Here is a 12,043-nt window from a genome sequence, read left to right as displayed (position 1 = left end):
CCAGCGATTGAATTTGGCGGTTCATTCATCTCGCCAGGCGCACGTCGCCTGATGGGTGTCGAAGTGGGCTACAAATTTTAATCAGACCGATCATACGCTCTAACAGAAGTTGGTAGTTGAATTCCATTCTTGCACTTTGGCTAAGTGCGGCAGCCAAGAAATGGAAGCATTGCGCACGCAATTGTCCGCCGTCCTGGCGGAGGCGCAATCTGCCGACCCGTGGACAAGCCGCGCGCGGCCAAGTTTTCTTTATGTCATGTATGCCATGCTGTTGTGGGCGATCCCGATGGGGTTGATTGCCGCTGTGCAGCCAGAGGCCGCGGCCAATATTGCGCGTGGCATGAACGCCTATCTGAACGGCCTGCCAGAGCCTTTATATGCATTGTTTGGCACTGGCTATCTCGGTTACACTGTCGCCCGCCAATGGGGTATTTCACGCGGGCTGGAAAAATAGTTGCCTAAAGCCAGCAACATCCGTTACCCTCCTACTCCCGTGAGGGATTATAGGGACTTAGGAGAATCAAGATGAAGAAATTAGTCGCAACTGTTGCTGCTCTTGCCTTTGCAGCGTCGCTGACCGCATGTGGTCAAGCTGGTGAAAAGGCTGCCGAAGAAACCGCCGAAGCCGCCGAAGCAACTGGCGAAGCTATGGAAGCTGGCGCTGAGAACGCAATGACTGCCGCTGAAGGCGCAGCCGACGCAACCGCAGAGGCCGCTGGCGATGCTACGGCTGAAGCTGGCGCTGCTGTTGAAGAAGCTGGTAAGGACATGCAAAAAGCTGCCGAATAATCGGCACTTTTTCCGCATAGAATGTAAGCCCGCCCTGCCTTTGCGCAGCGGCGGGCTTTTTTCATGTCCGTATAGCGGGCCTGCTGTTTGGGTGGTTTCAGGTGGGCGTGGAGGCGGATTGTGTTCGTGCCGCACGGCGACGCAAAAGACACCACTCGACCGCCCGCGTTTTACGATGAAACGTGCGCGTTTTTGGTTTCGTGCGGCATTCCGGAACTCAAATAAGGTTAGCCGAGGACGCAACGCCGCGTCGCGCTGTGATTGCTATGTGCTTGCTAGAAATTCAATGGTGTCCTGACTTCCGCGGACAGCGGCATGTAAGTCATTGGAATATATGGTGCACCCAACTGGATTCGAACCAGTGGCCCCCAGATTAGGAATCTGATGCTCTATCCTGCTGAGCTATGGGTGCATCGGCAACGGTCATAGCTGCACGTAATCGGACGGTCAATTTTTTGCAGAGGGCGGGACGACCGGAAACAACAAAGGCGCAATACCAATGCCTTCTTCGACCAGTGCCTTTGCCTCATTACTGCTGGTTTCGCCGTGAATGAAGCGATCGGGTTCTTCGCCATAATGGATCGCGCGCGCGGTTTCGGCGAAGTTGCCGCCCACCCATTGCGATTTATCCAACATGTCGGATTGCGCACGGGCCAATTTTTGAACCAGTTCTGCCATCGCAGGGGAAAAGACTTCGGGTGCCAGTGCCTCGGTGCGTGCTACGGTGCGTGTTTCGCTGTTTGTTTCTGGCAATGCGGTGGGTACCGAAGGCAGGGCCACGGCCCGTTGGTTGCCCTTGCGCGAAACATTGGGCACCGACAGCGCCTTTTGAATTCTGCCATCATTGCACGTTGGGCACGCAAGCATGCCGCCGGATTTCTGCGCATCAAAATCCGCAGAGGACGCGAACCAGCCTTCGAACTGGTGCCCGTTGCCGCAATTCAGGTCAAATGTGATCATTGTGCGCCGCCAACTCCCAACAAGCCATCGAGCTTTCCTTGGGCATCGAGCGCGCGCAGATCATCTGACCCGCCAATCGCGACATCATTGATGAAAATCTGCGGCACAGTTTGGGCGCCCGGCGCACGTGCGACCATCTCAGCGCGCTTGGCGCCGCCCATCGCCACGTCATATTCGGTATAGGTGACACCTTTGCTGTCCAAAAGATGCTTGGCCCGCACACAATAAGGGCACGCGAATTTGGTGTAGATTTCAACATTTGCGGTCATGACGTAGAAATGGTGTTCCCCGTCCTGCAAGTCAAGCGTCGAACGATATCGCCGCGTCTGCTTGCGTGCCGCCGCCGCGCAAAGCCCGCGCCCAGCAGAATAACTGCACCCAGTCCGCGCCGCCACGTTTCAGCACCGCGACGCAGCCGTCGCTGGTTGCACCCGTGGTCAGGACGTCGTCGATCAGGATGATTTTTCGTCCTTTCAATTTGCCTTTATATTTTGGATGCAGGGCAAAGGCGCGGGCCACCGCCTGTCTGCGGCGTTTGTGATCCAACCCCCGCATGCTGGGCGTGCGCTTATGCCGGACCAATAGATCGGGCGCGAAGGCGATGCCAGTTAAGACCGCGAGATGTTTGCCGATCAACGCCGATTGGTTGAAGCTGCGTGACCATATCCGTGTCCAATGCAATGGCACGGGCGTGATGATCAGCTGGTCCGTCTCCGCCGGCACATGGCGCAATAAATGCTGCGCAATGACACGCGCCAAGCCTATTTTACCGCCATATTTTAGCCGAAGCGCCACTTGCGCCGACAAATCATCATATTTTACGGCGGCGCGAATGCCATCATGTCGGGGCGGATTTGCGATGCAGGGCGCACAATAGGCGTCCGGCCCCCGGTCAAAGTCAAAGGGGGTTGCGCATCCCCGACACCAAGGTGGCCCCAGAAATTCCAGCTTTTGCCAACAGGAAACGCAAAACTGCCCGCCCGCTGCGGTAATCTTACCGCAACAGGGGCAGCGTTCGGGCAATACCCAATTCAACATGCTATGGAAAATGTGGCTGCCTTTTGCCATAGCATAGTTGTCGGACAAAGATTGGGGCTGCACAAGGGCGCAAATGAACAATGATGTGAATCCACCTGAAATTTTTGACCGCCGCCGCCGTCATGCCCTGCGCGCGCGGGCCGCTGGGCGCGCGGGAGATCATTTCCTGTGGCACCATATCGCGCAAGATATGGCAGAGCGACTGTCTGCCGTTACCCGCACGTTCGAACGCGCCCTGATCATCGGGCCTATCGGGCGCTGGCAGGGGGAAATCCTGCCGCCAAATGTCCCTTGCACCCTTGCCCCGCTTCGCGATGCAGCGGCGGGGGCAAAGGCTGGGGCACAGACTGGGGCAGGCGCGGCGGATGATGCGCCAGTTGCATTAGAAGAAGACCGCCTGCCCTTCACGCCCTGCAGCTTTGATCTGGTGATTTCGGCAGGAACGCTGGATAGCGTCAATGATCTGCCCGGTGCGCTGATTCAAATCCGCCGCCTCTTGCGGCCCGACGGGCTGTTCCTCGGTCATATGTTTGGCGCTGGTACCTTGGGAGCGCTCAAGGCGATGTTGCTGGAGGCGGATGCCGATCGGGTTACCCCGCATATCCACCCGCAGATTGATCTGCGCAGCGCGGCGGACCTCATCGTACGCGCTGGCTTCACTTTGCCTGTCGCGGATCAGGACATCTCCGCCGTACGTTATGGTGACTGGCGCTCCATCATATCAGACATTAGGGACGCTGGCGTTGGCAATGCGCTTGCCGGACCGCGCAATTATCTGGGCAAAGCCATGCCCGCACGGCTCGATGATACCTTTGCCGCCCGTGCCGATGCGCAGGGCAAGGTCACCGAAGGCTTTGCGCATATCTATTTAAGCGGCTGGGCACCCTCCGAAAACCAACCGCGACCGGCCAAAAGGGGAAGCGGGCAGGTTTCGCTCGCGGACATATTGTCAAAGGAACAAGCGGGCTAGTTAGGGCCTAGGGTTAGGGCCTATTAAAAACTCTGCAACTTGCGGACCAGCGGATAATCAGCGGGCGGCATAGGCAAATCCGCCATGTCTTGCGGCAAAGTCCATTGAATATCGGACGCATAGATTGCTGTAGGCGCACCCGACCAAATGGTGCAGCGATAAAGCAGAAGCACAAGATTTCGGTCGCCCAATGGTTCGCTGGCGAAGGTTTCCGGCACCAAATCCTGCGCGGCAACGATGATGCCCAGCTCCTCCTCCAGCTCTCGCACAAGCGCTATTTCTGGCGTTTCGCCGACATCCACTTTGCCGCCGGGAAACTCCCATAAACCGCCCATTTGAGCGCCCATAGGACGCTGTTGCAGAAGGATTTCCCCCCGATCATTGGTCAACGCGGCAGCAACCACGAACAATATATTCCGACTAATTTCCATATCCCAACCACGCTGTAAGCTTTTGTTAAGGGGACTTCGCGGTCCCCGCTTTTTTCGTTCAGTACGTCACAATCTTCAGCTTCTGCCCAGCGCGAATGGTCGCATTGGATGACAGCCCGTTCAGCGCCCTAAAGCGTTCGGTCTGCAAAGACGAATAGGCCATGCGTGCCGCAAGCGATGCGACATTATCTTGTGGCCCTGCGGTAACAACGCGCAGCTTGCGCGGTTTTACGGTCGCGGCTTGCACAGGAGTCAGACGCGACATGCTGGCAAACATGCGGTCAAATGGGTTGGCGTTGCTCGCCGTGATCGTCACGAAATGATAGGCCATACCCGGCGCCCATTCATAAGCGAACACGGAAACCACGCGTTGCCCCTGCTGCGTATTCACGACGGCATTTGTGTAAAAAGCGGGGATGTCGTTCACCGTCGTTCGCCGGATATCCCCCGTCGGAATGGTTCCACTGTCGCCCGACACCGCCTTTAACGCTTTGGCGATGTAGCTGCTGCGATTGCCATCAAATGCACCGCCCGTGAAAATGGCTTTCCCACTATTCCCGTTAATCGTCACCGCATCACTGCTGTTTTGCATGCCAAAACTATAAGGCGCGGTGAACTGCATCTTCAGCTGTGGATGCCGGAAATCTTGCCCTTCGACCACACCTTGCGCGGGGTCATCGCCGTATAACATGCCGTCAATGATTGCCAAATGGGCGTGCGCATTACGCAAGATGCTGGCGGGATAGTTTTTGGACCGTGATGCCGCGCGCGCAACGCGCCTTGCCGGGTCAGGATGGGTGCTTGCCCACTCCGGAACGCGGTTATCGGCCAAGCCGGCCACCTGCGTGTCCACATTGGTCTGCAACGCCAAGGAATTGAGCATCGATGCCATTGCGCTTGGGTCATATCCGGCTTTGCTGAGATAGCGGATACCGTAATCATCGGCCTCCTCTTCTTGCGTGCGCGAATATTTAAGTGTGAAGACTTGCGCCAACGGACCTGCATATTGCTGTAATCCGCCGCCCAGCGCCCCCAATAAGCCGCCTGAATTACCGAGCACGGCCCCCAATATGCTGCCGCCCATTCCCAACAGGCCAGCAAGCGTTGCGCTATTCTTGCGCTTTTCACTATGCCGCGCTGCGGTGTGCCCGACCTCATGGCCCAGAACGCCCGCCATTTCGGCTTCATCATTGCTCAAGGCAACCAGTTGGCGCGTGATATAGACATAGCCACCGGGCAGCGCGAATGCGTTGTTCACCGACGAATTGAGCAATGTGACGTTAAAATCGCTTTGCGCGTTTCCAAGTCCCGATTGCATGGCAATGTTTGTGCCAACGCGCACCACATAAGCAGTCTGCGGACTTTGCATCGGTCCGCCAAATTCTCTCAAAATTTCTGTATGATATTTTGCGCCCTGATTTTTTTCTTGGGCGGTGAAGGGCTTGGGAACAGCAGGAGCTGTGGTTCGCGACTGTGCGTCGGCGGGTCCATAGCCAGCGATGACGCCCAGTCCAAAAATTGCGGCACTGGTAAAAAGACACATTTTCGAAAAACGCATCAACATCCTCCCCAAATACGGGTAACGCCAATTGGAAACTACCTTGTCACTGCTTCACACAATAACGGCCATAAGGGTGCTTATATCAAGAAAAGATCAGGCGCCCATGGACAAGAATTTTGCGCGCCGCTGTTGAAGCAGTTCTTTGGACGAGAAACCGGACAATGCGTCCAACTCCTCGTCAATGGCGGTCGCCAGCGCGGCAGCAGCCATGCCATGGTCGCGATGCGCGCCACCAACGGGTTCTGGTACAATCCGGTCAATGATGCGCAGCGCTTTCAGATCATCCGCCGTCATCTTCATGGCTTGGGCGGCGTCCGCAGCCTTGTCGCCCGTGCGCCACAAAATAGAGGCACAACCTTCGGGCGAGATCACCGAATATACGGCATATTGAAACATCAATATGCGGTCGGCAGCCGCCAGCGCAACGGCACCGCCCGAACCGCCCTCACCCACGATGCAGGCAATCATCGGCACGCCGAGCGCCAGGCAGGTTTCGGTGGAACGGGCAATTGCCTCTGCCTGCCCGCGTTCTTCGGCCTGAATACCCGGAAACGCGCCCGACGTATCGACCAAGCTCACCACCGGAATACCGAACCGATCCGCAAGTTCCATCAGGCGAATAGCCTTGCGATAGCCCTCGGGCTTACCCATGCCAAAATTATGGCGCAGGCGGCTTTGCGTGTCGTCCCCCTTTTCATGCCCAATGACCATCACGCGGCGGCCATTTAGGCGGCCAAGACCGCCAATGATCGCTTGATCGTCGCCAAAGGCGCGGTCCCCTGCCAAGGGCATGAAGTCTGTAAACATCGCTTCGATATAATGTTTGAAATGTGGACGTTCCGGGTGCCTTGCGACTTGCGTTTTCTGCCATGCCGTCAAATTGGCATAAGTATCCTTCAACTGCTTGTCCGCCTTGCCGCGTAATTTCGCAATTTCGGCGCCCACATCAACGTCGCTATGGCGCGCTGCATCTTGCAATTCAAGGATGCGCGCTTCAAGCGCAGCAACCGGCTTTTCAAAATCGAGATATACCATCATGTCTGTGGGTTAGAGCCTCAGGTGCGACGGGTCAATGTGCGCGTTGCCAATGGGTGACGCCGATTGACCAATTCGACAAGCTTGCTGGCGTCGACATGCGTGTAAATCTGTGTCGTCGCGATGTCCGCATGGCCCAGCATGGACTGCAGCGCCCGCAGATTCGCGCCGCCCGCCAAAAGATGCGTCGCAAAGGCATGCCGCAGGACATGGGGGCTTACTTTTGCTGGGTCCAGCCCCGCATGCGCGGCGAGGTCCTTAATGATCTGGAACAAGCGAATACGGCTGATATGTCCCCCGCGCGACGGAAAGAGAAAACGGGATTTTTCCGGAACGAAGTCCAACCAAACACGTACCGCTTGGCGCGCACGGTTGGAAATGGGGATTAAGCGTTCCTTGTCGCCTTTGCCTTTTACGATGATGAACGGCCTATCAGATACCACCGCATTTCGCGGCAAGGCGACCAATTCGGTCGCACGCAGCCCTGAACCGTACAGCAGCTCGATAAGCGCCGACAGCCGGTAATCACTTGTCAATATATGCGGCTGCGCAAGCTTATCTGCAATCACCGCGAACAAGGTGTCGACTTCGTCTATATCCAGAATTTTCGGCAAGGGCCGCATCTGTGCTGGCTTTGGTAGCGCCGCCGACGGGTTGTCAGCGCGAAAGCCCTCCTCATGCAAAAACGCAAAAAAACGCCGTAATGCCGATGCCTTGCGCGCTACCGAGCTGTTGGCAAGGTCGCGCCATTGGCGTGCCAGTTCGACAAGCGCATCAGGCCCAGCCACAGCCAGTTGGCCATGCAAAAGGCCGGATGCCGACATCAAGTCGCTTTGATATGCCAAAAGCGTATTCTTGGCGACGCCCTGCTCTGCCGCCAACATCTCGAGAAAACGCGCAATCAGATCAGGATCGGGTAAGCTCATTGCTGGCTGACGATTGTGATTGGCATATATTCAGCCAAAGGTGACAGCTTCGGCAGCAATCATCCGAGCCTCGGCCTCCAAACCGACCTGACGCAAGGATCGAACGATATAATAAAGATGATGGGTGGGCACAGCCGACCATGAAGGCGCCTGCAGTGCGGCCACCGCCATCAACGCAACCGTGCCCTGCTCGCCACGTCCAGCGGCAGCGCTTATCGCCTTTGACCAAGGAGTTTGCCGCGAAATATTGACTTTGAGGTCGCTTGCAAAATCCCTGCGCGCATCGGTTTCAATACGGCCAAGCCCCGCCAAGCCGGCAAGTAAAAGCCGCGATTTATGTCCGTCGGTGCTCTCATCATTACCAAAAAAATCGTCAAGGCTGCCATAATCAGCGGGCGCTACCCGCCCCGGAGCCGCCAGTGTCACCAACGCCCAACCCAGCGATCCATCCACCACAACGTCGATCCATCGCGCGGCGGAGCGGTCAAGACCAGCCGTCAGCATGGAAGAAATCAGCCGGTCCGCCTCTGCCTGATGATCAGCATCTGGCACGATCAGCGCAGCCGCCCGCGCCGTCATCACCAACGAAGCGTGATAGTCCGCGCCTGCGGCGGCCATGGTCCATAAAGACGTCATAGCCGCAACCTTGGCATCTTCACCTGATGCGGTGTAGGCGTTGCCGAGGTTTTCCGCTCGTGCCCGCGCAGCGTCGGGCGCGTCCGGATCATCAAGGACCTGCGCATAAAGATCGACCATATTCCGGTTCGACAATATACCAAGCGCCGCAGCATTGGATGCATATTTGGCTCGGACCGTCGGCGTAAACATCGGCAACTGCACCCGCCAACCGTCGACCTGACGCCCCGTGTCGACAAATAAGCGTTCCGGGGGTTCAAGACCCACAGCAGCGGAGAAACCAAAGCGCCAAGGGTTCATGCCCTCCACATTTTCCCATTCGATTTTCACCGAACGCCGCCCATTAATGCCGGCCCCAACCGCTTTTTCAGCCAAGAGATAATCGACGCCGCGCACCCAGCCCTGGTAACGGCCCTGATTGATAAATGCCGTCGCGCTGCCTTGCTCTCCCGCCAAAGACGCACAAATGGCACGCGTCATTTTCCAGCGGCCATTGTTCACAAGGCGAACGCCGCTTTCGGTGATTGGGCACATGCCCGCCAAATCGCCATTGGCCAGATAGGCCTGCATGGCGACCTCGTGGAGGCGTTTTGTATAATCTGCACCATCCACTTGCTGAACAAGGTTACGCGCCACGACCGAGTCGCCCATCCGCAGCAACAACCATGCGCGTTCCGCTGTCCAATCCGCGCCGTTGACACCGGCTGGTGTGTTGGTGCGGCTGGCCAGTAAGCGGCGCGCCATGATCGTGCCCCAGCGCGAGGCAATTGGCCCAGACGTCCGTTCTATTATCTGGCTGAGGAAAGCGCCATTCAGCGAACCAAAAGAGTTCGCCGGAAATCCGCCTGACGCTTTTGATAAAATCCCGATATCGTTTAAAGATTTGCGCGCGGCGGGTGGGATATCAAAACGGATGACCAATTCCGGCTTTTCTTCCTCTTCCTCTTCCGTCGCGCCTTCATCCGCCGTCAAAGGGGCGGCAGAGGCACCGCCATCCGAAGATCCGGGAATATTCGGCGTGGGGCGGCCTGCCACAGGCGTCGGCGGGGGGGGCGGATCGCCAAAGCCCTCTGGCAACAAAGATTCCGGCCCCTGCTGCCCGAGCACAGGCAAAGAAAATACCAAGACCAGAGCACTGGCAATCAAAAGGCCGCTTTTTGAAATCTTGTCAGTCAATGATGCGAACCTGTTTCCATATCTGCGAACAGCAATGCGCTATGTCCCATTATCATCCGGTGCCATTGCCGCAACCCTCAGCTCTGGATAGCAAGCCTATGCCCCTTGCCGCAACTGATAGTAACCGCAAAAACGGTATTTCACAAAAATATGCCAATTTAGCTAGTTTACCATCCTGTATTTACGTGAAAAATCCACAAAGCGGCAAACTGCTTTCGGCTGACGCCAAGGCGATATATAGGCGATATCGTCATGGCTGAACATCTCGAACCCAAAAAACGTAAATCTGGCATGCAAGCCGCCTTGGTCATTGACCGTCCGGTGGTGCTTGTCGGGATGATGGGCGTTGGTAAAACCAGCATCGGAAAACGGCTCGCAGACCGCCTCGGCGCGCCTTTCGTCGATGCCGATGACGAAATTGAAAAGGCAGCGGGTCTGTCGATTACAGAAATATTCGCGAAATTTGGGGAGGCCTATTTTCGGGATGGTGAACGCCGTGTCATTGCCCGGCTGATTGAAGGCGCACCGAAGGTCATTGCGACGGGCGGCGGCGCTTTCGTCAACGACGAAACCCGCATACTCATATTGGAACGCGCTACATCGATCTGGCTTAATGCCGATGTCCATGTACTTGCCGACCGTGTGTCGCGGCGCAGCCACCGCCCTTTGTTGCAAGGCAAGGATCCAGTCACTGTCCTGACCGATCTTGGCGAGGTGCGGAACCCCTTATACGCTGCTGCCAATATCCATATTCGTAGCGACACCTCGCCACATGGGCGAACCGTTGAAAACATATTAAAGGCCCTCTGCGCATGACCGTGATATCCGTTGACCTGTCAAATAGCCCTTATGACATTCATGTCCGCGCCGGATTGCTGGCCGATGTCGGTGCTATTCTGCGGTCTTATGCCCGCGACAGCCGCTTGCTTGTGGTAACCGACGAAAATGTCGCGCACGCCGTTCTGCCGCAGTTTGAAGCGACATTGCGCGATGCGGGTATGTCATGCGCGCATTTCATTCTGCCCGCTGGTGAAGCAGGAAAAAGCTGGGGTCAGTTGGAAAAACTGACGGATTGGTTGCTGGAACAGCATGTGGAGCGCAGCGACCATATCGTCGCGCTGGGCGGCGGCGTGGTGGGGGACATTACCGGCTTTGCCGCGCATATCATCAAACGCGGTTGCCCCTTTGTGCAGATACCCACGACCCTGCTTGCCCAAGTCGACAGCAGCGTTGGCGGCAAGACCGCCATCAATAGCGCGGCAGGCAAAAATCTGGTCGGCGCGTTTCATCAGCCCGCTTTAGTCCTCATCGACCCAGAGTTGCTTTCAACCCTTCCCACCCGCCAACTGACAGCGGGATTTGCAGAGATAGTGAAATACGGCCTGATCGATGATCCGGCCTTTTTTGCGTTTTGCGCGGATAATCTCGACAGTTTTTTTGCAGGCGATCCAGATATCCGCGCGCAGGCCATTATCCGGTCCGTACAGTCCAAGGCGCGGATCGTTGCCGCCGACGAAACCGAACGCACCGGCACGCGGGCGCTGTTAAACCTGGGCCACACTTTTGGCCATGCGCTGGAGGCGGACACAGGTTTTTCCGACCGGCTATTTCATGGCGAAGCGGTCGGCGCCGGCATGGCCTTGGCGTTTCGATATTCGGTGCGACTGGGCCTGTGTCCTGCGGATGACGCCATGCGGGTTACGGCGCTTCTCAAGCGGGCAGGCCTGCCCACGACTTTATCCGAAGCGGGTGTCACTGCCCATGGTGCGGCATTGGTCGACCATATGCGGCATGACAAGAAAATGAGCGGAGGCACGCTACCCTTTTTGCTCGCGCGCGGTATCGGGCACACATTTTTGTCCAAAGATGTCGCACTGGACGACGTTGCCGCATTCCTCGACAGCGACGTTTAATCATCGGCAATCGGAAAGTCATCGGAACCGTCGCCGCCGAAACTATGGCGGGTTCCAGCATGCATATCGCCGCTCGTGAACTGCGCTTTCAGGCGGCTTTGGTCACGCCGCCGGAACTCCAAGAGAATGTCGTGGATCTTCGCACGATCCGTACCAAAATATTTCAGCGCAACCGCAGACATCCGGATCGAGGATTCAAATAGCTCACGCATGATGCTGATGCCGTCATCCTGCATCAATAACAAAGCCTGCTCCCGCCCATAAGCGCGCACGAACAATTTTGTGCGCGGGAATGTTTCGCGCACAGGCATCAACGATTCAGCAGTCATGTACCGGTCATCAATACAGAAGAATATCGCCTGCGCGTCTTCGCCCCCTGCCCGCTTCAGCAAGTCGACACGTGTGCCATCCCCATAAAAAACCTTGAAACCAAAGTCACCGCTAAGGTCGATGGTCTGCGGGTTGATATCAATCAACGTGACTGAGGTAGCAGTTAATTAAATTCTTCTTTAATAATTTTTCATATTCATTTGAATTTTGAAACCAACTTTCAAAATTCTCTCCGCATGAACATTCAAGATTATATTTAATCATAACTCTAATGTAGG

The 12,043-nt window shown here is 56.4% G+C and carries 14 protein-coding genes, 1 tRNA gene and 1 pseudogene; 5 read left to right on the top strand and 11 right to left on the bottom strand.

Going from position 1 to position 12,043, the window contains the following annotated elements; translation table 11 throughout:
* Positions 1-148 precede the first annotated feature (148 nt).
* Positions 149-454, top strand: a pseudogene (locus Q0O07_RS11035) (3TM-type holin); the annotation flags it as partial.
* A 71-nt stretch (positions 455-525) separates the two neighbouring features.
* On the top strand, positions 526-789 hold the full coding sequence (locus tag Q0O07_RS11030; protein WP_295493631.1) for a hypothetical protein: 264 nt from the start codon (positions 526-528) through the stop codon (positions 787-789).
* 335 nt (positions 790-1,124) lie between these two features.
* Here the strand turns inward: Q0O07_RS11030 and Q0O07_RS11025 are convergent.
* The 4 genes from Q0O07_RS11025 to Q0O07_RS11010 form a co-directional block, all read right to left on the bottom strand.
* Positions 1,125-1,201 (bottom strand) — tRNA-Arg (locus Q0O07_RS11025).
* A 35-nt stretch (positions 1,202-1,236) separates the two neighbouring features.
* On the bottom strand, positions 1,237-1,749 hold the full coding sequence (locus tag Q0O07_RS11020; protein WP_295493629.1) for a DUF1178 family protein: 513 nt from the start codon (positions 1,747-1,749) through the stop codon (positions 1,237-1,239).
* On the bottom strand, positions 1,746-2,018 hold the full coding sequence (gene grxC / locus Q0O07_RS11015) for a glutaredoxin 3 (protein WP_295493627.1): 273 nt from the start codon (positions 2,016-2,018) through the stop codon (positions 1,746-1,748). Before grxC ends, Q0O07_RS11020 begins: the two co-directional genes overlap by 4 nt.
* Before the next feature lie 31 nt (positions 2,019-2,049).
* Positions 2,050-2,787, bottom strand: coding sequence for a ComF family protein (locus Q0O07_RS11010; RefSeq protein ID WP_295493625.1), 738 nt, complete (start codon positions 2,785-2,787; stop codon positions 2,050-2,052).
* Between the two features lie 73 nt (positions 2,788-2,860).
* Between Q0O07_RS11010 and Q0O07_RS11005 the strand changes: the two genes are divergently transcribed.
* Positions 2,861-3,757 (top strand): class I SAM-dependent methyltransferase, encoded by an 897-nt coding sequence (locus Q0O07_RS11005; protein ID WP_295493622.1) that lies wholly within the window; start codon positions 2,861-2,863, stop codon positions 3,755-3,757.
* A 23-nt stretch (positions 3,758-3,780) separates the two neighbouring features.
* Here the strand turns inward: Q0O07_RS11005 and Q0O07_RS11000 are convergent, their stop codons facing one another.
* The 5 genes from Q0O07_RS11000 to Q0O07_RS10980 all read right to left on the bottom strand — a co-directional run bounded on the left by Q0O07_RS11000 (position 3,781) and on the right by Q0O07_RS10980 (position 9,522).
* Entirely contained in the window at positions 3,781-4,188 is a 408-nt protein-coding gene (locus tag Q0O07_RS11000; RefSeq protein ID WP_295493620.1) for a (deoxy)nucleoside triphosphate pyrophosphohydrolase, read from the bottom strand.
* Positions 4,189-4,246: 58 nt separating this feature from the next.
* The gene (locus Q0O07_RS10995; protein WP_295493618.1) at positions 4,247-5,746 is read right to left on the bottom strand and encodes a M48 family metalloprotease; all 1,500 of its coding nucleotides are present in this window, start codon (positions 5,744-5,746) and stop codon (positions 4,247-4,249) included.
* Between the two features lie 96 nt (positions 5,747-5,842).
* Positions 5,843-6,787 (bottom strand): acetyl-CoA carboxylase carboxyltransferase subunit alpha, encoded by a 945-nt coding sequence (locus Q0O07_RS10990; protein ID WP_295493615.1) that lies wholly within the window; start codon positions 6,785-6,787, stop codon positions 5,843-5,845.
* A gap of 17 nt (positions 6,788-6,804) precedes the next feature.
* Positions 6,805-7,710 (bottom strand): tyrosine recombinase, encoded by a 906-nt coding sequence (locus tag Q0O07_RS10985; protein WP_295493613.1) that lies wholly within the window; start codon positions 7,708-7,710, stop codon positions 6,805-6,807.
* 30 nt (positions 7,711-7,740) lie between these two features.
* The gene (locus tag Q0O07_RS10980; RefSeq protein ID WP_295493611.1) at positions 7,741-9,522 is read right to left on the bottom strand and encodes a hypothetical protein; all 1,782 of its coding nucleotides are present in this window, start codon (positions 9,520-9,522) and stop codon (positions 7,741-7,743) included.
* A gap of 252 nt (positions 9,523-9,774) precedes the next feature.
* On the opposite strand from Q0O07_RS10980, the gene Q0O07_RS10975 reads away from it, so the two are divergent.
* Complete coding sequence (locus Q0O07_RS10975; protein ID WP_295493610.1) at positions 9,775-10,338, top strand: shikimate kinase; 564 nt, start codon at positions 9,775-9,777, stop codon at positions 10,336-10,338.
* A complete protein-coding gene (gene aroB, locus Q0O07_RS10970) occupies positions 10,335-11,435 on the top strand; it encodes a 3-dehydroquinate synthase (protein WP_295493607.1) in 1,101 nt (366 codons plus the stop codon). Before Q0O07_RS10975 ends, aroB begins: the two co-directional genes overlap by 4 nt.
* Here aroB and Q0O07_RS10965 read toward each other — a convergent pair.
* Together Q0O07_RS10965 and Q0O07_RS11260 are read right to left on the bottom strand one after the other, a co-directional pair.
* A complete protein-coding gene (locus Q0O07_RS10965) occupies positions 11,432-11,911 on the bottom strand; it encodes an NAD-binding protein (protein WP_295493605.1) in 480 nt (159 codons plus the stop codon). The genes aroB and Q0O07_RS10965 overlap by 4 nt on opposite strands.
* Entirely contained in the window at positions 11,904-12,029 is a 126-nt protein-coding gene (locus Q0O07_RS11260; protein WP_367271077.1) for a DUF1178 family protein, read from the bottom strand. Before Q0O07_RS11260 ends, Q0O07_RS10965 begins: the two co-directional genes overlap by 8 nt.
* Positions 12,030-12,043 lie beyond the last annotated feature (14 nt).

Origin of the sequence: Sphingorhabdus sp. EL138 (genome assembly GCF_945890115.1) — a bacterium.
In the GTDB taxonomy this organism is placed as follows: domain Bacteria; phylum Pseudomonadota; class Alphaproteobacteria; order Sphingomonadales; family Sphingomonadaceae; genus Sphingorhabdus_B.
This window is presented reverse-complemented; position numbering and strand designations above follow the sequence as displayed.